The organism is Pseudochryseolinea flava (assembly GCF_003286915.1).
Classification (GTDB): domain Bacteria; phylum Bacteroidota; class Bacteroidia; order Cytophagales; family Cyclobacteriaceae; genus Ohtaekwangia; species Ohtaekwangia flava.
The window spans coordinates 110,985-133,192 of sequence record NZ_QMFY01000009.1; the positions used below are offsets into that span (position 1 = coordinate 110,985).

21 protein-coding genes are annotated in these 22,208 nt (G+C 43.6%); 10 read left to right on the forward strand and 11 right to left on the reverse strand.

Features of this window, described 5'->3' with window-relative positions:
• The first annotated feature begins 1 nt into the window (after position 1).
• Both DQQ10_RS27975 and DQQ10_RS17255 read left to right on the forward strand, forming a co-directional pair.
• Entirely contained in the window at positions 2–115 is a 114-nt protein-coding gene (locus DQQ10_RS27975; protein ID WP_245970456.1) for a DUF5522 domain-containing protein, read from the forward strand.
• Complete coding sequence (locus tag DQQ10_RS17255) at positions 72–803, forward strand: Dph6-related ATP pyrophosphatase (RefSeq protein WP_112748139.1); 732 nt, start codon at positions 72–74, stop codon at positions 801–803. The genes DQQ10_RS27975 and DQQ10_RS17255 overlap by 44 nt, the downstream gene beginning before the upstream one ends.
• Here DQQ10_RS17255 and meaB read toward each other — a convergent pair.
• The gene (gene meaB / locus DQQ10_RS17260; RefSeq protein WP_112748140.1) at positions 773–1,783 is read right to left on the reverse strand and encodes a methylmalonyl Co-A mutase-associated GTPase MeaB; all 1,011 of its coding nucleotides are present in this window, start codon (positions 1,781–1,783) and stop codon (positions 773–775) included. The two genes, DQQ10_RS17255 and meaB, sit on opposite strands and share 31 nt — an antisense overlap.
• Before the next feature lie 60 nt (positions 1,784–1,843).
• Here meaB and DQQ10_RS17265 point away from each other — a divergent pair, with 60 nt between their 5' ends.
• From DQQ10_RS17265 to sucD, 4 genes are all read left to right on the forward strand, one after another.
• On the forward strand, positions 1,844–3,178 hold the full coding sequence (locus DQQ10_RS17265; RefSeq protein ID WP_112748141.1) for a CHASE2 domain-containing protein: 1,335 nt from the start codon (positions 1,844–1,846) through the stop codon (positions 3,176–3,178).
• Positions 3,179–3,223: 45 nt separating this feature from the next.
• Positions 3,224–4,141: a hypothetical protein gene (locus DQQ10_RS17270; RefSeq protein WP_112748142.1), complete on the forward strand. Its 918-nt coding sequence runs from the start codon at positions 3,224–3,226 to the stop codon at positions 4,139–4,141.
• A gap of 110 nt (positions 4,142–4,251) precedes the next feature.
• On the forward strand, positions 4,252–5,148 hold the full coding sequence (locus DQQ10_RS17275; RefSeq protein ID WP_112748143.1) for a hypothetical protein: 897 nt from the start codon (positions 4,252–4,254) through the stop codon (positions 5,146–5,148).
• 113 nt (positions 5,149–5,261) lie between these two features.
• Positions 5,262–6,137, forward strand: a complete 876-nt coding sequence (gene sucD, locus DQQ10_RS17280) for a succinate--CoA ligase subunit alpha (protein ID WP_112748144.1) — start codon at positions 5,262–5,264, stop codon at positions 6,135–6,137.
• A gap of 52 nt (positions 6,138–6,189) precedes the next feature.
• Here the strand turns inward: sucD and DQQ10_RS17285 are convergent, their stop codons facing one another.
• The 9 genes from DQQ10_RS17285 to DQQ10_RS17325 all read right to left on the reverse strand — a co-directional run bounded on the left by DQQ10_RS17285 (position 6,190) and on the right by DQQ10_RS17325 (position 15,171).
• A complete protein-coding gene (locus DQQ10_RS17285; RefSeq protein ID WP_112748145.1) occupies positions 6,190–6,441 on the reverse strand; it encodes a hypothetical protein in 252 nt (83 codons plus the stop codon).
• Between the two features lie 128 nt (positions 6,442–6,569).
• Positions 6,570–7,940, reverse strand: coding sequence for a cystathionine beta-synthase (locus tag DQQ10_RS17290; RefSeq protein WP_112748146.1), 1,371 nt, complete (start codon positions 7,938–7,940; stop codon positions 6,570–6,572).
• A gap of 364 nt (positions 7,941–8,304) precedes the next feature.
• Positions 8,305–9,231: an aspartate carbamoyltransferase catalytic subunit gene (locus tag DQQ10_RS17295; RefSeq protein WP_112748147.1), complete on the reverse strand. Its 927-nt coding sequence runs from the start codon at positions 9,229–9,231 to the stop codon at positions 8,305–8,307.
• A gap of 4 nt (positions 9,232–9,235) precedes the next feature.
• Positions 9,236–9,778: a bifunctional pyr operon transcriptional regulator/uracil phosphoribosyltransferase PyrR gene (gene pyrR, locus DQQ10_RS17300; RefSeq protein ID WP_112748148.1), complete on the reverse strand. Its 543-nt coding sequence runs from the start codon at positions 9,776–9,778 to the stop codon at positions 9,236–9,238.
• An 82-nt stretch (positions 9,779–9,860) separates the two neighbouring features.
• Positions 9,861–11,366 (reverse strand): hypothetical protein, encoded by a 1,506-nt coding sequence (locus DQQ10_RS17305; protein WP_112748149.1) that lies wholly within the window; start codon positions 11,364–11,366, stop codon positions 9,861–9,863.
• Between the two features lie 65 nt (positions 11,367–11,431).
• Positions 11,432–13,024 carry a hypothetical protein gene (locus DQQ10_RS17310; RefSeq protein WP_112748150.1) on the reverse strand — a complete coding sequence of 531 codons (1,593 nt, stop codon included), beginning with the start codon at positions 13,022–13,024 and terminating at the stop codon, positions 11,432–11,434.
• Positions 13,021–13,425: an EVE domain-containing protein gene (locus tag DQQ10_RS17315; RefSeq protein ID WP_112748151.1), complete on the reverse strand. Its 405-nt coding sequence runs from the start codon at positions 13,423–13,425 to the stop codon at positions 13,021–13,023. Before DQQ10_RS17315 ends, DQQ10_RS17310 begins: the two co-directional genes overlap by 4 nt.
• Positions 13,426–13,498: 73 nt before the next feature.
• Complete coding sequence (gene ispE / locus DQQ10_RS17320) at positions 13,499–14,302, reverse strand: 4-(cytidine 5'-diphospho)-2-C-methyl-D-erythritol kinase (protein WP_112748152.1); 804 nt, start codon at positions 14,300–14,302, stop codon at positions 13,499–13,501.
• Between the two features lie 56 nt (positions 14,303–14,358).
• Positions 14,359–15,171 carry an enoyl-ACP reductase FabI gene (locus tag DQQ10_RS17325; protein ID WP_112748153.1) on the reverse strand — a complete coding sequence of 271 codons (813 nt, stop codon included), beginning with the start codon at positions 15,169–15,171 and terminating at the stop codon, positions 14,359–14,361.
• A gap of 129 nt (positions 15,172–15,300) precedes the next feature.
• On the opposite strand from DQQ10_RS17325, the gene DQQ10_RS17330 reads away from it, so the two are divergent.
• Positions 15,301–16,038 (forward strand): tripartite tricarboxylate transporter TctB family protein, encoded by a 738-nt coding sequence (locus DQQ10_RS17330; protein ID WP_112748154.1) that lies wholly within the window; start codon positions 15,301–15,303, stop codon positions 16,036–16,038.
• Positions 16,039–16,041: 3 nt separating this feature from the next.
• Here the strand turns inward: DQQ10_RS17330 and DQQ10_RS17335 are convergent, their stop codons facing one another.
• Complete coding sequence (locus DQQ10_RS17335) at positions 16,042–18,198, reverse strand: ATP-binding protein (protein WP_112748155.1); 2,157 nt, start codon at positions 18,196–18,198, stop codon at positions 16,042–16,044.
• 54 nt (positions 18,199–18,252) lie between these two features.
• Here DQQ10_RS17335 and murI point away from each other — a divergent pair, with 54 nt between their 5' ends.
• From murI to DQQ10_RS17350, 3 genes are read left to right on the forward strand one after another with little or no spacing between them, the layout of a single operon-like run.
• Complete coding sequence (murI, locus tag DQQ10_RS17340) at positions 18,253–19,065, forward strand: glutamate racemase (protein ID WP_112748156.1); 813 nt, start codon at positions 18,253–18,255, stop codon at positions 19,063–19,065.
• A 42-nt stretch (positions 19,066–19,107) separates the two neighbouring features.
• Entirely contained in the window at positions 19,108–20,175 is a 1,068-nt protein-coding gene (gene nuoH, locus DQQ10_RS17345) for an NADH-quinone oxidoreductase subunit NuoH (RefSeq protein ID WP_112748157.1), read from the forward strand.
• Between the two features lie 5 nt (positions 20,176–20,180).
• Entirely contained in the window at positions 20,181–22,193 is a 2,013-nt protein-coding gene (locus DQQ10_RS17350) for a tetratricopeptide repeat-containing sensor histidine kinase (RefSeq protein WP_165823982.1), read from the forward strand.
• The last annotated feature ends 15 nt before the right edge of the window (positions 22,194–22,208 follow it).

Consider the following 22,208-nt stretch of genomic DNA (forward strand, 5'->3'; position numbering starts at 1 on the left):
CATGGTTTTCACTGAGGCCTTTCACCTGAAACGTGGGTATTGTTGTAAAAGTGGCTGCAGACATTGTCCCTATGGTTTCAAGAAAAAAGATAACGATAAGTTGGAGCGGCGGTAAAGATTCTGCCTTCGCCTTATTCAAGGTAATGGCTTCGGGTGAGTTCGAGATCGTTAACCTTCACACGGTGATCGACAAAGAGACCCGGCGCGTCGGATTACACGGTATCCATGAGACGTTGATCGAGCAGCAAGCGGCGCAGCTAGGGGTACCGTTGGTTAAATTATACCTTACCGCCAGTCAAGATCACGACACCTATACAGCATTGATGAAGTCGTTTTACAAAATCTGTGCAAGCGATGGAATTGAAGCGGTGATGTATGGTGATATTTTTCTGGAAGATCTCCGTGCTTTTCGTGAGTCACTGTTAGCTGAATCGAAACTCGAACCCATCTTTCCGCTATGGGGAATAGACTCACGAATGCTGTTGAGTGATTTCATCGGTGCAGGATTTAAGACAGTGTTGTGTGCCGCCGATGCCTCACTATTTGCGGAAGAGGATTTAGGACGTTTTCTAGACGACGAATTTCTTGAGACGCTTTCGCCAACGATAGATCCCTGTGGTGAGTGTGGAGAATTTCATACGTTCGTGGTGGGAGGACCAATATTTAAATCCGATATCGCGATAGAGAGAAAACAGGTAGTCAAGAAAACGTATACCTACGCCGTTACATTGCCCGATGGTGAAAGTGAAAAGAAAGAATCCGCGTTTTGGTTTCAGGACTTACGCTTGCGAATTTCTTCGTGATAGTGTTGAAGGATCGCTTTCGCTGCGGAAAAAGGTGTGACGCGGTTTTCCATCACAGCACGTTCATGATTTAATTTTTGCTCGACAAGGTTTGCTTGTTCAATATCCTGAGCAAGCAGTTGTTGAAAATATTCATTCATCCATTGGACCCGTTGTCGCTTTCTGGTTTCTTCGAATCGGCCAGATAATTTCGATCCGCGTTCGAATTCTTGGATCATCAGCCAAATCTCATCAAGACCTTTCCCAGATACCGAAGACGCTGCCAATGCGCGGGGCGTCCATGATGTGTCGCTCGACGAGAGAAGATGTAGAGCATGCTTAAATTCGGATAGGGCTAGCGTTGCGCGCGCGACATTATCACCATCGGCCTTTGTGACGACAATGGCGTCGGCGGCTTCCATAATTCCTTTCTTGATACCTTGCAATTCATCGCCTGCACCCGGTAGCGCGAGTAACAGGAAGAAGTCGATCATATCTTTAATGGCAGTCTCCGATTGACCAACACCGACAGTCTCAATTAAAATTATTTTATATCCAGCAGCTTCGCAGAGTAACATTGATTCGCGCGTCTTCTGCGCAACACCTCCCAAAACATTTCCGGATGCCGAAGGTCTGATGTATGCGAGTGGATCTTTGGAAAGATCGTGCATGCGCGTTTTATCGCCCAATATACTTCCTTGTGAACGATTGCTACTGGGATCGATCGTGAGCACGGCAATCGGAATTCTCTGTTCCGTGAGGTGTTTGCCGAATGCTTCAATGAATGTACTTTTTCCGACACCGGGAGGTCCGGTAATGCCAATGCGAAGTGATTGTCCGGTATGTTTGATGAGGCTTTCAAGCAATTCGCGCGCGGCGCGTTGATCTTCTTCATGTGCACTCTCCATCAGCGTTATCGCCTGACTAAGGATGATGCGATCGCCTTCCAGAATTCCCTGTCGATACGCGTCGGTACTTTTCCTGAATCTGGATCCTTGCATGATTATGGAGTGTGATTAAGTCGGTTAAATTTCTAAATTTACTGAATTACATCTCTTGGTATGAAGAAATTTTGGATCGATTCATTGATCGCAACCCTTTTTGTGTTCGGTGTCTTGTGGTCTCTAAAGCAGGTGGCACAGTTTAATGTGTTTAACGTCTTCGATCCAATCGGAAAAGCACTGGGTGACATGGAGATCACAGATATTGCATTTTCGAAACTCAGGTTGGAGCAACCCCCCGTAGACAATGATATCACGATCATTAATATGAGTACACTCACGCGCGGGGAATTTGCTCAGCAATTAGCCTATATCGCGTCGCTTAAACCTAGGGTAATTGGTATTGACAGTTTTTTTGATTGCGCGGGCTGCGCAGGGGGAGCTATTGATTCCTTATGCTGCCCAATGGCGTATGATACGCTAGCAAATATGTCACTAGGATTTGCAATATCGAACGCCGGGAACGTCGTCATGGTGACAAAGCTACTTCAGTCCGATTCGTTATTGGAAGCGGCGGGTGACATTGATCTTTATGATTCGCTTGAACACACCGACGAAATGATCCGAGGAAATGTGTTTGAAGGTTTTGCAAATTTAGATACCGACGCAAACGATCAAGAAGATCTGAAAATATGCAGGCGATTCAATCCCTCCATAATGATGGTGGACGGTACCCGTGAGTTAGCATTCTCCGTTAAAATTGCCATGCTCTACGATTCCGCAAAAACTAAGCGATTCCTAGAACGAAATAAATCTTCTGAGGTGATTAATTATCGTGGTAACGTGCCAGATGTATTCCATGCTTCGGATCCGCAATTCGCTAATCGATATGCTTATCTTGATTGGGATCAAGCGATGGATTCCTCTACGTTCTTAACCGAGCTCATCAAGGACAGAATTGTTCTATTTGGATTTATGGGCCAAACCATGGAAGATACCTCATGGGATGATAAATTCATTACCCCACTTAATAAAGACTATGCGGGTAAGACCAGGCCAGATATGTACGGCGTAGTGGTGCATGCTAATATCATATCAATGATTTTAGGAGAAGATTACATCAATGAGCTTAGTCCGTGGCAAGAATATGTTATTGCCTTTCTGGTTTGCCTCCTGAACGTTGCACTGTTTATCATGATCACGCGAAAGATCCCGCTCTGGTTTGATGGGCTAAGTATTATTTTGCAGTTGGTTCAAATCTTAATTTGTACAGTCTTAATGCTGTATTTTTTGAAGTGGTTCAACTTTAAGCTAAATCTCACGTTAACGCTGGCTGCGCTGGCTTTGGTGGGAACCTGTTTTGAGCTTTACAACGGCTTCATCAGGGAAATTTTGAAGAGAATTAAGAATTCTCGACTGTTTACCAAAAAGAAAAAAGAAGTATTAAACTCTTAGATTATAGTCCGTAACTTTGGCACACTCCTGTAGAATTTCAAAATCATGAAAATCAATAAATTAACGCTCCTATCAGCATTATTATTTGTTACCCTAGGCCTTTTCGCGCAAGACCAGAAGTATGCCTTCAAAGTTTTGGCCAACAAAGGTGGTAGCGAAGTTAAGACGGGCGATGCTTGGCAGCCCATTAAAACGGGAACGACCATCAATAAGAACGATGAGTTGAAAGTAAGCGAGAACTCATATGTGGGTCTGGTACACGTTACAGGTAAGCCAATTGAATTGAAACAAGCTGGAAGTTACACCGTGTCGGACCTGGAGAAGAAAATTGGAACGGGCTCTAGCGTTATTAATAAATACACAGACTTTATCCTGAGTAGCAACTCTGCTGAGGCAAAGAAAAATAGGTTGAGTGCAACAGGAGCCATTCACCGTGGTACAGATGGAACAGGAGCTGCTCCCGCTATTCAAATCATGCTTCCGGAGAATCAACATTCAGGAATCTATAATTCAGCAGCGATCATCTCTTGGGAAGGTTCAGTCGTTCCTGGCCCTTATGTGGTTGTGTTGAACAACATGTTTGGGGAGGAGCTAGCAAGAGTTGAAACACCTGAGTCCGTTTTGAGACTGGACTTAACTGATCCAAAATTTGTAAAAGAAAACGCTGTGCTCGTGCAAGTTTCATCGAAGGCCGATCCTTCAAAGAAGTCTGCAGAGAAGTTGATTAAAAAGCTATCACCGGCAGATCAAGACAAGATTAAAGTTTCACTTGGCGAAATCATGGGGGAAGTTGCAGAGCAAACCGCATTGAATAAATTCATCTTAGCAGGTTTCTATGAAACGAATTTTCTTTTCATCGATGCGGTAGCAGCTTATGAAGAAGCGATCCGCCTCGCGCCTGAGGTTCAGGAATATAAAGAAGCTTACGACGACTTTTTGATCAGACATGGCATGAAGCGTTAAAAATTTTGGAACGAAAGTTGAAATAAGAGCCGCCATAAAGCGGCTTTTTCCGTTTTAATGAAAACATTTTTAAACCTAATTTTACAGGTATCATTCAAATTACGCTCAGTATGAAAACGATTAAGTTGGCATTCTTCGCATCACTCCTGGCAACGACTGTGTCTACTGTTGTTGCGCAAGATTTTGCTTTCAAGGTATTGGTGAACAAAGGGAAAAGTGAAATAAAATCAGGTGCAAAAGTTCAGGCGGTAAAAGTCGGGGCAACCCTCAAGCCAGAAGATGAATTAAACGTGACGGCAAACTCCTACGTTGGCTTGGTTCACGCGAATGGTAAGCCGCTTGAAATAAAGGAAGCTGGTAAGTATAAAGTAGAAAATCTTGCCGCTAAAGTTTCTGGCAGCTCGAGCGTTCTAAATAAGTACACCGACTTTATTTTAAGTTCTAACGAATCAAAACAAAAGCGCCTAGCCGCAACGGGAGCTGTACACCGTGGTGTAGATTTTCCTGTGTTCCTTCCGGTGCCTGATAAAAATCCAGTAGTATTTGGTAATGAAGTTACCATTGCATGGGACGCTAAAAAAGTTGCCGGCCCTTTCGTGGTAGAGTTGTCGTCTGTTTTTGGCGACGAGTTGGCGAAAATTGAAACAAAAGAATCAAAGGTGACTATCGATCTTTCTGAATCTACTTTAAAAGATGAAGACAATATTTCGGTGATCGTTTATCAAAAGGCAAACCGCAATGCAAAATCGGAGATCTATACATTGAAGCGTTTATCTTCTGCTGATAAACAACGCATTAAGTCGGAGTTTAATCAGGTATCAGGAGAACTCGGCGCCGCAACCGCACTTGATAAGTATTTTGAAGCCGCATTCTTTGAAGAGAATGGTTTGCTCATTGACGCGACCACAGCCTTTATCAAAGCAGTTGAACTCGAACCGAGCTTCAAGGGCGACTATGAAGATTATTTGAAGCGCACAGGGTTTAAGACAGTTCCTAAAGAAAACTAATGTCTACGTAGATATTTAATGAGAAAGCTGCTGGTAAAGCAGCTTTCTTTGTTTTCAGACGGTTTGGCCAAGAGCCATATTCTCCTATTTTTGTGCTCACAAAATTTATTTCCATGAGCGTTCTCGTCAATAAAAATTCAAGAGTAATCGTACAAGGTTTTACCGGTACGGAAGGTACATTCCACGCAGGTCAAATGATCGAGTATGGAACGAACGTAGTTGGTGGAGTAACGCCTGGCAAAGGTGGCTCGGAACATTTGGGACGCCCAGTATTCAACACCGTTAGCGAAGCTGTACAAAAGACTGGTGCCGATGTGTCAATCATTTTTGTGCCCCCAGCATTTGCGGCTGATTCGATCATGGAATCTGCTGATGCGGGTATCAAGGTAATTATCGCCATCACCGAAGGTATTCCTGTAAAGGATATGATGGTTGCCAAGAAATATATCCAAAACAAAGGCGTGACTTTAATCGGACCGAACTGCCCAGGTGTCATCACGCCGGGTGAAGCGAAGGTAGGGATCATGCCTGGTTTCGTATTCAAAAAGGGTAGAATCGGTATCGTTTCAAAATCAGGAACGCTTACTTATGAAGCCGCTGACCAAATCGTGAAGGCTGGCCTTGGCGTTTCTACAGCGATCGGTATCGGTGGTGATCCAATCATTGGAACGCCTACAAAGAATGCCGTTGAGTTATTGATGAATGATCCTGAAACGGATGCGATTGTCATGATCGGCGAGATCGGTGGAAATTATGAGCCCGTTGCTGCACGTTGGATCAAAGAAACTGGAAATAAAAAACCTGTCGTTGGTTTCATTGCAGGGCAGACTGCACCTCCAGGTAGAAGAATGGGACACGCCGGTGCGATCATCGGTGGCGCAGAAGATACGGCCGCTGCTAAAATGGCTATTATGCGTGAGTGTGGTATCCATGTCGTAGAATCTCCTGCAGAGATCGGCGATACCATGTTGAAAGTCCTCGGAAAATAAAGAACAGTAAAAAGCCAGTCCACGATTGCAGACTGGCTTGGCGTGACTGGGCTTAAAAACTCGCTTTAAATTCTCTCTCTAGATATTCGTTCAAGTTGTGGAGGCCTTCCAGCATGTTGAGCCTTTCGGCATGTTCGTTCACATTATCATTCTTAAAGAGCACCTCAATAAAGAGGTCACGCAACATGTAGATGTAAATTCTACGTCCGTCTTTCAGCCTTGTTCCGAGCATAATTCCACGCTTCTTTAAAAAATTAGCTTGTCGTTGCAGGGACATCTGTTTAAAGAAAAACTTCAGTATCATAAATCCTCCTTCTTATTTGACGAGTGTAAGGCCAATCTCGCGCCAAAAACAAGAAACCCTCAAATCGTTAAAATTTGAGGGTTTTATGATAAAAAGTTCTCCTTTTGAGAAACGTATTCTCTGATTTCTTAGCCGGCAATAGCCTGCAACACGTCGTGCTGCGTGATAATATGCACCTGCTCCTGATCATCGCGAATTAAAACGGCCTTGTTGTCTCTATTCAATAGTGAGGAAAGAACGTCCAGCGTGCTATCGGGTGCAATGAACAACATGGGTTTGTCCATCACCTCGCCCACGAGCTTCGACTGCAACTGTGGGTCTTGAATGATTTTATCCAACAATCCAGAAGCAGATACGCTGCCGATGAACTGACCATTTTCCGTGACGGGAATCTGATCTACGCCTTCGCGGTTCATCACCGATATTGCTTCCATTACTTTCGAATTTTTCGAAACCGTGAACAAGCTATTCTTACCATTTCGTTTTGCAATAATGTCGCGTGCCGACCCGAATGAACGCGCCTCTAAAAAGCCATGGTCTTTCATCCACTGATCGTTATATACTTTGGCGAGATAACGCGTGCCGTGGTCGGGTAGCAAAATCACCATGACGTCGTCTTCTTTAAGATTCTCTTTTGCATATTCAAGCGCGCCATGCAAAGCAGATCCACTAGACCATCCCACGAATAATCCTTCTTCTTTTGAAAGACGTCTAGCTGCAATTGCACCATCCTTATCAGTCACCTTAATGAACTGATCGATCACGTTGAAGTCTACATTTTTTGGTAAGATGTCTTCACCAAATCCCTCAGTTAAATAAGGATAGATTTCATTCTCGTCGAAGATGCCGGTCTCTTTGTATTTTTTGAAAACAGATCCATAGGTGTCGATACCCACAGCAACGATCGATGGATTTTGTTCCTTCAAATACCGCGCAGTACCACACATTGATCCGCCCGTACCAACCGTGGCAACATAGTGTGTAATCTTACCGTCGGTTTGTTTCCAAATCTCGGGGCCGGTTGTTAAGTAATGCGCTGTAGCGTTGCTCGGATTATCGTATTGATTCGGATAAATCGAGTTTGGAATTTCTTTATTCAATTTCCGGGCGACAGAGTAATAGGAGCGGGGATCATCCGGCGCCACGTTGGTAGGACAAACAATAACTTCTGCGCCGACAGCTTTGAGGATATTGATTTTTTCCTGCGATTGTTTGTCGGCCATTGTAAAAATGCAGCGATATCCTTTGGCGATAGCAGCGAGTGCAAGTCCCATTCCAGTATTGCCGGAAGTACCTTCAATGATTGTTCCACCGGGTTTAAGAATACCAGCCTTCTCAGCATCTTCAACCATTTTCAGCGCCATGCGGTCTTTAGTACTGTTGCCAGGGTTGAAGTATTCTACCTTTGCAAGAATCGTCCCTTTAATGCCTTTGCTAACGGTGTTCAGCTTCACCATTGGGGTATTGCCGATTGTTTCAATAATTGAATTGTAAATCATAATCTTGGATCTCGATGTAAAATTAAGAAAATTGGTTGTCGGGTTATCAGCGTATCAATCATCAGTTCGTCATCTTTTGTCGGGCGGTTTTTTCAAAAAAAGGCAATTATTTAGACCTGACATTTTTTCAGGCGCTCGATCCGAACCTGACTCTGGATACGGTGTAGCTTCGGTCTGGTTACGGTGTCAGTATAGTCTGCTATACTCTGGGTCGTGTATTGACGAGCGAACCGGAGCTTTTACGGCAATGCAAATGTTCCACAAAGTTTCGCAAAGAAATGCTAGAGGTTCTCAAAGAAGTCCGGAAGACCGCAGAGAATGCATAAAGGCTAGTAGCTTGCAGCCTGAAGCCGATGATCAAATATTACGACGTTCTTCCAGCCAGAAGATAAAGTACTGCCATTCTCACGGCTACACCATTTTCTACCTGATCGAGAATAATGGAATGTTCAGAGTCTGCTGCATCACTGCTAAGCTCGACACCTCTATTGATTGGTCCGGGGTGCATGATGACGATTTGCTTCTTGAGATTATCAAGCGTCTTTTTTGTGATGCCGTAGTAGAGTGAGTATTCTCGCAGCGATGGGAAGTACTTGATTTGTTGGCGTTCAAGTTGAATGCGTAGCACGTTAGCAACATCGCACCATTGTAAAGCCTTTTGTACGTCGAGTTCTACTTCTACGCCAAGGTGCTTGATAAACTTTGGCAACAACGTAGGAGGTCCGCAAACCATCACCTTCGCGCCAAGCTTTTGCAGTGCAAAAATGTTGGATAGCGCTACACGAGAATGTAAGATGTCGCCGATGATAGCGATCTTCTTACCAACGAGGCTTCCGAGTTTTTCACGAATAGAAAAGGCATCTAAGAGCGCTTGTGTTGGGTGTTCATGTGTGCCGTCACCCGCGTTTACAATATTGGCATTAATGTGTTTGGCAAGGTAATGCGGTGCGCCTGGGCTGGCATGTCGCATCACAATCATGTCGACTTTCATCGCCAAGATGTTGTTGACCGTATCGAGTAGGGTTTCGCCTTTCTTTACAGAACTGTTTGATGCAGAAAAATTAATGACATCAGCAGATAATCTTTTTTGCGCAAGTTCGAAGGAGAGACGTGTACGTGTCGAATTTTCGAAGAACACATTCGCGATCGTAACATCTCGTAGAGATGGCACTTTTTTGATCGGGCGATTGATTACTTCTTTAAAATTATCGGCGGTTTCGAAAATTAATTCTATGTCTTCGCGAGAGATGTCCTTGATACCTAAAAGGTGTTTTTGACTGAGTTTCGACATAGGATTAATCCTTATTTACCAACCAGATTTTGTTTTGTTTATGGCCTTGTGCTTCGAGTTCCACCAGCACGCGCTGTGATGTTAACGTATTGACAGCTTTTCCAACATAGTCGGCGGCGACCGGTAGCTCACGTGTATATTTTCGATCGATCAGCACGAGCAGTTCGACTTTTGCCGGGCGACCAAATGCGATCATAGCATCCATGGCGGCCCGGATTGTACGACCCGTAAAGAGTACATCGTCAACCAGCACTACGCGCTTTCCTTCGATGATAAAGTCAATGCGTGTTTCATTTGCTTTTGCAGGAATTTCCCGACGACGGAAGTCATCGCGATAGAAGGTAGCATCCAGGTAGCCTAGCGGAATTTCTTTTTTGGTGTCTTTCTGCAATCGCGCATGGATGATTTCAGCCAGGTGTATTCCACGGGGCTGCATACCAATGATAACTGTTTCAGAGAAATTGCCGTGACGCTCAATCAATTGCTGGCAAAGACGGCTGATAGTGATGTCGAGAAGGTCGCTATCGAGAATGAGCTTTTTTTGCATACAGACGTGCAAATATAGACATATCGCGGTTAGTTTTTGGATACTCGGTAAAAATTGTGTGGTGCAGGAACGCCCAAAAACACTAAAAATCGTAGCTGATCTTGTTTACATAAAAAACGCGTCGACGGCCCAGCTTCGGGTTGTTTATTTCTTGGATACCGGCAGCATAAAAAAATGATTGATACCAGTAATTCAGATCGCCTTTTTCATGATCTTCTTTCAGAATTTCATCCATTTCTGACGACGTTGTAAGCGGCTCAATCGTTTTTCCTTCAACCACGTTGTTCCCTTCGATAATTTTTGTTCGAAGTTCGTTTTCGTAAAGGTAGAGCAATACAATTTTATCGTCTTGAATTTCAAGTCGCACAAATTGCTCAAGGGTATAGGTCTTCACGTCGTTGATTTCAAAACTGTTGTCCCAAATGATGTCACCATTTACATCGAACCCCATTACCACGGCATGGGTATAGTAGTAGCCGTCGAAGATGCGCCCGTCTCGAAGCTGTTGAGCACCGCTGTACGCATAGGGTGAAAAAAATCCGAAGCCAGACCGATCAGCCGTGATGTAGTGTGGATAAAAAGCTTCCCCCAGAAGAATGAACTGTCCGTTATGCGGTACCAACTCGTGTACTAAAAAACGATAATTGAACTTAATCCTCTTGCCCTTAATTTTTCTTCGCTCTATTCTTTTCTTAACCCGGATTTCTCGCTTGGCTTTCATGTACTTGAAAAAATTTTGAAGCTCATGAAAGTTGTAATAACGAATCTGCTGCATCCCTGATGAAGGATCGATGCTTGCCATAAAGAAACCGCGCGAATAGTCCGACCGTTGCGCTCCGAACACACCGGCAACAATCTGTACATTATTTTCCATCTTTAGCGATCGCGCAAAAATCAAAGTCTTATTGTCTTCCGATTCCAGTGGTATGTTGCTCAAGAGTTTTCCGCTGGGGTCATATGTTTTTATCCATATCGTTTTCTGGCCGGCGTAATTCCTTGCTGCAATGAGTACATTAAAACTACCATCATCATTTGTTTTTACTTGCGTGAGTTCCCCGATCTCGTTGAGTAGTCCGGGAAGAATTTTTGATCTGTTACTCCTGAAATCGAAATGTGTCACCACGGGAACGCGGTTGAAATAGCCAGCCATGAGCGCTGCCGAATCGGTAACTTGAAATTCCAAAGGCGTGAAAGTGATGTAGTTTTTAATATCATGCCGAATGAAGTTTCCTGTTCTTCCTTCAATAGCATACAATGAAAAATTATTTCGCCCCTGATTTTCTCTACGGAACAGAACGTAAAAATTATCCCTTGCAACTTTCAGACTCAAAAATTTGAGATGTTGGTCGAGCGGAAGAAAGCCTCTCCAAATCACGCTGAACGCAGTGTCAAGTTTGATGAGCTCTAATGCATCGGCTTGATCGGTCGAAATCCAACGATATAGGTATAACCCACGATTGCTAGATGGAACAATTTCAAATTTGGACTCACCCTGATACAACGGAAGCTCTAGACGCGCCGATTGTTTAACTTGTCCGCTGAGTGACAAACTTGTAATGAGTGCAAAGCAAAAGAATATGCAACGCATGTTATTAGCGCACATGAAGTGCGTCTACCGAATATAATGAATTGATAGTCGCGTTGCCAGCGACATTATTTCACGGTCACTTTATTGATGTAAAATACATCGCGGACGCGATCTTCTTTACTCAAATTCCGGATGGTTTGAAGTCCCCAAACATAAAGGTTGTTGCCGTACCAGAATCGTACACCTCCCTCGTTTTCTTCTTCGTCACGAATCTCATCGCCATTTTCGGAAGGCTTTATTTTTTCCGTGATTTCTTCTGTGTTATCGTCGGGCAAGTCGATTGCTTTTACCTTGATATCGAATTCTTTCTTGTAAACTAAGAACACCGAATTTTTAGTGACTAAAAAATCAGAAGCTTGTTCTGTGCTGGGTAGATCGATGTCTTCAAGCTTGTAACTCTGATCCCATCGTACTTCTCCACTGTTATTGAATGAAATAACAGCGGATTGATTTGTGCGAATACTTGTATTGGTGCGATTATCATTTGGACCTGGTGCATACGGACGTGACCGAAAGTATGGTCCGTAACCCATGGCCGGACCATAGTAATATGGGCTATAGTAGTACGGCCCCGTATAGTATGGATTAATATTGCTATTGGGCGTGTATACTTCAGCTAATAGTAGGTATCCTTCTGGCTTTTCCACAAGGCGGTACGGCATTACATAAGCAGAAAACGATGGGATTTTACCATCTGATTTATCTTCTTTTGAGATTTCTTTCAGACGAGCAACACGTTTAGGATTTAGGTATTCTAAAAAATGTTGGAATTGGCCAAAGTCTACATACTTAATTTTCTGATCGTTGAACGGATCAATTTTTAGCGAGTAAAATCCTTTCGATTGTTTAGAATTTTTTTCTCCCCAATTTCCGAAAACCAACAGGTCTTCGTTTTCTAATGTACTGGTAAGTCCGTTTTGAACGGAAATATTTTCGTCAATAGGCACAACATCTTCAATTAATATTTTGCCATTGCTGTCGAATGTTTTAAAAGTCAGCTTCCGATCACCCCGTGTTCCTCGATCAATAGTAACCGTGTTGAATGTACTGTTTTGATTTACGCGCAGATCAACAAGCTCGGTATCCTTTTGGAAAAAACCAGGGACAACTTTTAAGAGTGCTGAACTTACATCGAACAACAGTATGGCAGGTTCGTTGTTTATATATCCACCCAAGATTAAACTTCGGTCCACCTGACTGAAATGTGAAAGTCTAAATTCAAAATCAGGTTTGATGTTGAATTTTGCAACGTTACCATTCGATAGCGTCACTTCCACGCATTCAAACTCCCCCTTTGTCGATTCTCCATAACGGAATAGAAAATAAAGTTGAGTGGACGTCACTTCATAGCCAACGAGTCTATATCGCTCTTTTACTTCTAGCTCGACAGACTTTTTCTCTTGTAAGGTCGTGTCGAGAAGAATGAGCTCGTATAGTTTATTGTTGTTTTTATACTTGTCACGTTCACGAAATAGTGCAATGCCATCTTCTTTCAGTGAGATGACATGAAAATTATCGTCGGAATTTTTGTGGAGTCGCTCATAGCGATGAGGCTGAGATACCTGTGCGCTTAGACCGAACGTTAATAAACTACAGATCAGCAGACAGACACACGAAATGCTCGTATCTGTTCTTCGCACAAGGTAACGCAAATTCATTTTTCTTCGCTTAAGGATAATACGATTGAATACTCGGCTTCTTTTACGGGTTGTACAGACAATCGAGACGACTTAACCAACACCATATCAACTAAACGCTTGTCGGCTTTTATTTGTGCGAGTGTAACAGGTTTTTTTAATTTTTTGCCAGCAGCAATTTCTACTGCCGCCCAATCTTTATCCTTTGGATCGGGAAAATGCTCTTTTGAAATGGTGGCGGTAGCAACCACGGCTTTGTCATCCATGCTGTGATAAAAAAGAACGAGGTCTCCTTTTTTCATGGACTTCAAATTATTTCGTGCTTGGAAGTTTCTCACGCCATCCCATGTTGTTTTTTTGTCTCGAACAAGGTCATCCCAAGAATAGGTACTCGGCTCAGACTTCACCAACCAATAGTTCATATGATCAACAATTATTAAGTGTTTTGAAAATAGTAAAATGACTTGGCTTTTCAGCAAAATTTTGGCTGAACGGTTAGCATAATCCGGTCCAGACCGTGTGCTGAGAAAATTGACTGACGTCTATCGGGCTGTCAAAAATCCCGAACACAGTTGCACCAGAGCCACTCATACTCGCATAGTGTGCGCCGAATTCATAAAGTTGGGCTTTAATGGAACCTATGGCCGGATATTGAGCAAACACTGTACGTTCAAAGTCGTTGCAAAGCAATTCTTTCCAATGTCCTATCGGCATATTCAATATCTTTTCAAGTTCATGCTGTGGCGTCGCAGGTTTAATATTCGAATAGGCGGCTGCGGTGCTCACATGAATGTCTGGCTTTACCAGCACAAGATATTTTCCTTTGAGATTTACTTCAACTGGTGTTAGTACTTCTCCTCGTCCTCGCCCTATCATCGGGTTGTCTTGTACGAAGAAAGCGCAGTCACTGCCCAGTGTGGCGGCATGATTCATCAAATCCTCCGTCGAAAGGTTAAGGTTGAAAATCGTGTTCAAGAGGCGAAGTGTGTGTGCTGCATCGGAAGATCCACCACCGAGACCAGCTCCCGTTGGAATCACTTTATGAAGATGAATACTGACGGGTGGAATATTGTGCGACGTGGCCAGGAGTTGATAGGCGCGCAGACATAAATTGTCAGCGTCGTTTCCCGGTATGGTCGTTCCGGTACGCGTGAAGGACGTTTGCGTGGCAGGAATAATTTCTAAAATATCGGTCCACGGTACGGGTAAGAAACACGTTTCCAAATCGTGAAACCCATCGGATCTTTTCGAAACGACATGAAGACCTAGATTGATTTTACAAGGCGGAAATGCAATCATAAAAAATAACGACTGGCGTGTTATGGCCAGTCGTAATTAAAGGGATGTAAAAGATATTACTTTGAAAGTCTGTCGATCAGATCTTGCGTGATACCAGTCGATGAGAAACCGCCATCGTGCATCAAGTTCTGCATGGTTACCATTCTTGTAAAGTCAGAGAACATCATGGTGATGTAATTCGCGCAATCTTCACCAGACGCATTTCCCAATGGCGACATCATTTGAGCGTAGTCAAAGAATACATCGAAGCCAGAGATGCCCGCACCAGCAGTTGTTTTGGTCGGCGATTGTGAAATTGTATTAACCCTAACTTTCTTAAGTTTCGCGAAGCGATAACCATAGCTGCGCGCGATGGATTCGAGAACAGCTTTCGCTTGCGCCATGTCGGAATAATCTGGGAATGTACGCTGAGCGGCAATGTAGGTAAGGGCAAGGATTGATCCCCATTCATTCATGGCGTCAGTTTTCTCGGCAGTCTGAAGTACTTTATGGAAGCTGATACCTGAAATATCGAGTGTTTTAAGAAACCATTCGTAGTTCAAATCGCCATAGGTACGATCTTTTCTAACGTTAGGGCTCATGCCAATCGAGTGCAGAACGAAGTCAAGTTTCCCGCCTAGAACCTCAGTTGATTTTGTGAAAAGGTTCGTCAGATCTTGCTCAGAGGTAGCATCTGCAGGGATAACCTCTGCGTTACATGCTTTCGCCAATTCATTGATTTTACCCATCCGCATAGCAATAGGTGCATTGGTGAGGGTAAAGCTCCCACCTTCTTCTTTTACCTTTAGGGCTGTCTTCCAAGCAATGGAATTCTCGTCCAAAGCGCCGAAAATGATACCGCGTTTTCCTTTTAATAAGTTGTTAGCCATAAGTTGTCTGTTCGAATAGGTTTGAATTGAAAGCCCAATATTACAATACATCTGCGGAAAAGAGAATTTACGCTTGCACTTATAGTGTTGGGAATTGTTTATCTTTAATTAGCCTAAAACCCACCCGCTATGGAAACTAATTCATTTTTTCTTAGTTCATGGGATCAATACATGTACATAGGCGCTGGAATTTGTGTGGCGCTTGCTGTGTTGATTCTTCTCTATCATGAATTTAAAGTCTTTCAAATTAAGGATTACAAAGAGAAATATGACTACGTGAACTTGCACGAAGTCCGTTACTTCTGGTATGCCATCGTTGCGCTGATTTTAGCAGGAGCCTGCTTCCTCAACACCGTTTATTCAAGTATGATCGTGGAAGACGGCGAACGCTGGTTCTACGTGCGACTTTTTATTGCTGTGAGTCTCAGCGTGATTGCATACTTTATATTTTTCAGTTTGGTGAAAATATACTACCCCGGCAAGCTTGAAAAACGATTGTCAAAATTGAGGAATACGCCACGTGTTTCGCCACAAGGGAATTTGATGCGTAAGCTTACCGAATCGGAAGAGGATCATCATTTAGAACCCAGCCAAATTAAAGACGAGGAGGTTCACTCAATCGACTATGATGTTTGGATTGACGAGAAGACTGGTTATAAGAAAATTGAAAAGTATCAGGCTTACCAGCATGCTGAAGAGTGCTCGGAATGTGGCTATTACACCATGAAAATTTCACGCGAAGAAGTCGAGCAGTCTCCGACCGCTTCATCTACAGGCCTTTTGCTTCAGCATTTCAAATGTTCGTATTGTAATCATCGCGAAGCACGCGAAATTATCGTTGCTAAACTTTCCGACAACGTCGCTTAAAAACTAATCTGTTTTGATTCCGGGTAGCAGTACTGTGAAAGTACTGCCTACACCGTAATCACTAATCAGTTTGACACTACCACCTAATATCTGCACGGATTTTTTTACCAGATAGAGTCCTAATCCATTTCCTTTCGACGCCGGGGATCCACGGAAGTACAGATCAAAAACCTGATCATGATATTTGTCTTCGATGCCTATGCCGTTGTCGGTTATTGATATCTCCAGTTGTGTGCCGATGGGTTTAAACACAATGTCAACAAATGGTTCTGCTCCAGGATGAGTTTTTCTGAAGAGGATTGCATTCTCAATAAGGTTTCTAAAGATGATGTTCAGTAGGGCAGGGTTTGATGTTAAGAAAAGACTTTCATGAAGCGACAAGTGATTGGTCATTCCAAGTCTTGCAAACTCCGGCCGATAATGCTGAAGTACGCCTCGGATCACACGGTGAATGTCGATTGGATCGACAGGGTGATCGGGCTGATTCAATTCATACATCATCTGCATTTTGAAAAGCATATTGTCCATGCTTCGCGCAGTTTCACCTACTTTTTCAAAAAGCGTGATGACGTCCTTGTCGTTTGAAACTTGCCGTGCAACCAGGTCAAGTCCAAGCAAGGTCGTGATTGGACGCCGGATGTCGTGTGAGGAATGATATAGGAAGGTATCGAGTTCGTGGTTGGTTTCTTCAAGCTCTCTTGTACGGGCAGCTACTTTCTGTTCTAGTTTAGCATTCAGCGATTGAATATACTGATTGTTCTCCTGAAGTTTTGTGCCCTGTGCTTCAAGTTCAGCATTCTTGGCTTCAATCTCGTCGCGTTGTTGACGTAAAAGTTTGGCCACTTGTTTCTGTCTACGGAAAATGTAAATCAGGTTAAGAGACAACAGCACAACTAAAATCAACACCACTAGCGTAGCGATGAATAGCGTTTTTTGTCCGCGTATACGCTCTTGTTGAATTTCATTGTTTTTAGTCAAGAGTTCAATTTCAGTTTGCTTGCGGTCAAGATCGTACGTTGCTTTTATCTTGGCCATGTTCAGCGCTTCCTGTTCGAACGATAGTGAGTCGCGAAGTTGAACATGTTTTTGCATGGCATTAAACGCTTCCGGATAATCTTTCATCGCCGCTTTTAGTCGCGCATAGCTATTTAAATAGGACGATAGTCCGCGCTTGCTGGAAACTTTGTCGGGGTCTTGTACGAAATAGAACAATGCAGAATCTAGAAAAGACTTTGCTTTGGCGTACTCTTTCCGCGATAGGTAAATATCACTTAGTGATAACGCCGACATACCAGCGCTACCCCACACTTTATATTTTTTACTGGTTTCATAATCGGCCATCAAGCTGGACTCTGCTTCGTCGACACGACCAAGATTTTTAAAAACGATAGCCTTATTTCCGTTGATAAGCCCCACCCAGAAATCGTTTTTTATTTTTTTTGCAATGACCTCTGCCTTATCGTAATTAATAATCGCCATATCGTATTGGCGCAGTTGGTTATTGGCCAGTGCGATCGTGTTTAGAATACTCATGCGCTGAAAGGACTGATCATAGTCGAGTTCGTCGGTTTTGATCTTATCCTGAAAAGTTAAAACGGTGTAACCTTCTTCAATCGATTGCTTATAGTTTCGCGCATTATAGTGAATGATCGCTGCTTCGTAGTGACACAGCGTTACGTAGGAATACATCTTGAGATGTTCGAAAATTTTAGACGCGTCAAGTAAACTTTGAAGTCCTTCAGACAGTAGTCCTTGTTGCGCAAGGAATTGTCCAAAGTGGAAGTGTGCTATGGCCAGCCCAAAGGGTTTGTTGGGTGAAGCTTGTGCGGTAGCGATCGACAACTGAAAATTTCGCAGCGCCTCTTCGCGTTGTCCATACGAATTGTAAACGCGTCCGAGATTTCGGTAAGCGAATACAACATTAAGCTCGCGGTCGCTTTGGAGTGCTAGGTGTAGACTGTACTTTGCTTTTCGTAAGGCTATAGTTTTCGGTAGCTTTTCGAGGGTTTTGCTTATTTCATCGAAAGCTTTGTTGATTGTGAAGTCGGAATTTGCTGAAGATATACTGTTGTTCAAGCTATCGATCAACAGGGTGTCCTGTGCCTGGGCGCCGATCATGATGATCAGAACAAATAGAGTAACGCCCAGATTTTTCTTCATGGATAGTTTAGAGGTGAACTTAAATTTAACAAAATTCGCAACGACTTTTTGATAATGAAACTAGAAAAGCAGCATCCGATAGGTGTATTTGATAGCGGGATAGGGGGATTGACCGTGGCACATGCCATTAAAAAATTGCTCCCGGGCGAAAGTATGATCTACTTCGGGGATACCGCCCATCTTCCTTATGGCGATAAATCTGAGGCGGCAATTCAAGCTTACTCTGTAAAAATAGCGGATGTACTTCTTCGGAAGGGATGTAAGGTTATCGTGATTGCCTGTAATTCAGCGTCATCCGCGGCGTATGAGCTGTTAAAGGAGTACGTTCGAAACGACGTTCATATTATAAATGTGATCGATCCGATGGTTTCGCTGGTCATGGAACAGTTTCCAGGAAAGTCGGTGGGTTTAATCGGAACGAAAAGGACCGTTCAATCTGGCGTTTATAACCGAAAAATCGAAGAAGGGAACAAGGCGATTACCATAAATTCAGTAGCCACGCCGTTGCTTGCGCCGATGATCGAAGAAGGTTTCTTCAATAACCAGATCAGCTATGAAATTATCGCGCAATACCTGGCCGATACGTCGCTGGATAGAATCCAAGCATTGATCCTTGCTTGTACACACTATCCACTGATCAAAAAACAAATCAATGAGTTCTACCAAGGAAAGATGACCATCCTTGATTCGTCGGAGGTAGTAGCCCTAGCGTTGAAGAAGTATTTGGAAAGCAAAGACTTATTGAATGACGGGCAAGTTGGTACTGATCATTTCCTCGTTTCCGATTACACAAAATCATTTGAAGCAGCTGCGCAGATCTTTTTTCACAACGCGGTACAATTAGAAAAACATCCGTTGTGGAATTGAAATGATAATGCTCATCTTCGCAAACATTAAATTTTAGCAACGCTGACGACACTCATTTTTATATTGCCCTTTTTGCTCCTGTACACCATCATGGCGATTTATGCTGAACGAAAAATATCGGCGTTCATTCAAGATCGACTTGGGCCAATGGAGGTTGGCTACTATGGTTTATTACAGAGCGTTGCAGACCTGCTAAAACTGATTCAAAAAGAAGATATCGTTCCGACAAAAGCGGATGCTACACTTTTTAAAGTTGCTCCTTTTGTCATCTTCGGTGCTGTGTTTGCCGGTTTTGCGCTCATTCCCTTGGCCCCATCTTGGCCAGGGGCAACAATGTCATCAGCGCTTTTCCTGTTGCTTGCCATCATTTCACTCGATGTGATCGGCATCATGATGGCAGGGTGGGGATCGAATAACAAATACAGCGTATTGGGCACGATGCGTTCTGCAGCACAGATCATCTCCTATGAAGTCCCTTTGTCACTGTCTATTGTGTGTGTCTGCATGATGACGGGAACACTTGATCTGCAAGAAGTAAATTATCAGCAAAGTATTTTCTCACCGGAACCTGTATATGCTTGGGGTATGGATGTGTCAAAAGTGGGCGGCATACTTGCGTGGAATGTTGTAAAAATGCCGATACTGTTTTTTGCTTGGGTTGTATTTTTTATCGCATCATTGGCGGAATGTAATCGCGCGCCCTTCGACTTGCCTGAGGCAGAATCAGAACTGGTCGCCGGTTTTCATACCGAGTATTCGGGCTTTCGCTGGGCGGTAATAATGCTGGCAGAATATGGAATGATGCTTTTAGTAAGTATATTAGGGGCAGTGTTATTTTTTGGAGGCTGGAGTACCCCACTGCCTAACGTCGCTTCACTAAAGCTAGCGGATTGGACAAGCGGAGTGCAAGGGACTTGGTCCTCTACCTTATGGGGGATTTTTTGGTTGATGAGTAAATCGCTATTCTTTGTCGGTTTACAGATGTGGATTCGCTGGACGTATCCTCGTTTACGTGTTGATCAACTCATGAGTCTGTCGTGGAAGTTTTTAACACCGCTAGCACTCATACTTATTATCGTATGCGGATTTTGGAGAATAATTTTTACATAAAATACGTGAAGAAATTTTTTTGTGCTTTTGTGCTCCTCGCCTTTAGTTTTTCAACGTTGGCGCAGGACCAGAAAAGAATATCAGTAATTCAGGACTCACTTAAACTGACGCTGGCGGACACGATCGACATCCGACTGCTCACGGAGCTCTCTACCCTACATACTTTTTCGAATGGCAAGCTGAGTGCTCGCTATAGCGAAGAGGCCATTAAACTCGCCGAAAAAGTAGACGACCCTAAATTTAAAGTACTCGCTTATCAAACAGCCGCGCACAATTTTACTAGCAGCGGTAATTACAGCTCAGCCCTGCGCTACGACAATCTTGCCCTTGAAAATGATATCGCGCTTCGAGACTCAAGTTCAATTGCCATGGACTACAACAATATCGGAGATGATTATTATGATCTCGGCGAATACGACGACGCATTCTTCTATTTTACACAATCTCTAAGAGTCGCCAAAGAAGCGGACGATACATTACGCACACTGGTTGCTATGCACAATGTAGGACGCGTATTCAAGGAACTCGGTCAATACGATCAAGCACTCAGTCATCTGAAAAAATCGATGAAAATGAGTGAACAGTTCAACGACAAGGAAGGTATTCCTTACAGCTTAAACGAAATAGCCGACGTTCTTTTCCGCCGTCAGAAATACGACTCTGCGTTGATGATGTTCATGGACGCGTTGACCCTGTCGCGAAAAGAAAAAATCTTTTTATTAGAATCGGTGATACTCACGAAAATCGCCGGTGTACACGTCGTGAAGAACGACTTTTCGAAAGCAAAAGCTTACTACGATTCGGCTTATGCAATCCATCAAAAGTCAGAAAATAAGTTAGGCATGGCCGAAATCGAACTTGGCCGTGGAGATGCGCTCATGCGAGAAAAGAACTTTGATGACGCACTTCAAAAGGTAGAAGCGAGTCTCGCCCTTGCGAAGTCGCTTAACGCGAGAGTGCTGGAGATCAAATGCTATAACCAGTTATCTGCGTTGTGGGAATTGAAGGGCGATCATAGTCGCGCATTGTCCTATTACAAACAATTTAAACTTTTAGAAGACACTTTGTTTAGCCAAGACATGCAAGGGAAACTGTTGCGTGATCAGGTTCGATTCGAAACGGAAGCACGTGATACACAAAGTGCCCGAGAGCAGGCCCGCCTTGTAGATGCATTGAAGAAACAACAATTTGTCCGCAATATTTTGGTAGTCGTCATGGCGTTGAGTGGTATACTGTTGATCACCGTGTATCGCAGCGGCCAAAGAAGACGGAAGATTAACATGCTTCTATTGCAACATCAGGATGAAATGGAGAAGCGTAGTGAGGAATTAGAACGCCTGAATCAGGTGAAAGATAAGTTCTTCTCGATCATCTCACATGATTTGCGCTCGCCGATCAATGCCCTCGCAGGACTGTTAGACCTGCTCGATAAAGGAGCTGTGAAACCAGAAGAAATGCACCTGCACACGCAGGAACTGAAGGTGCGTTTCAATCACACGAGAACTCTCTTGAACAACCTCCTCGACTGGACACTATTGCAAATGGATAAGTTGAATCTTCAAGCAGCGAAGATTAATATTCATCGCATTGTCGAAGAGAATATACAACTCTTGATTGCCGTACAAGCGAAAAATATAAAGGTTTTAAACAATGTGCCGGCCAATGCCATCGGTTTCGCCGATTCAAATACGATCAACTTGGTAATCCGAAATTTGATGACCAATGCGATAAAGTTCACCAATGACGGCGGCGTAGTAAAGATCGATGCGGAGGAACGCGGCCACGAGTGGCTTATTTCAGTGAAAGATAACGGCGTCGGTATCAAGCCTGAGGTCCTGAATATTCTGTTTGATAAAACGGCGCCGTATACGACACGTGGCACGGCGAATGAAAAAGGTACTGGCCTTGGATTGATCTTGTGTAAAGAATTTGTTGAGAAGAATGGTGGGAAAATCTGGGCTGAAAGCGCGGAAGGTACCGGAAGCACATTCTGGTTCACCCTTCCAAAGGCGAACTAATCCTGCTGTCGGATA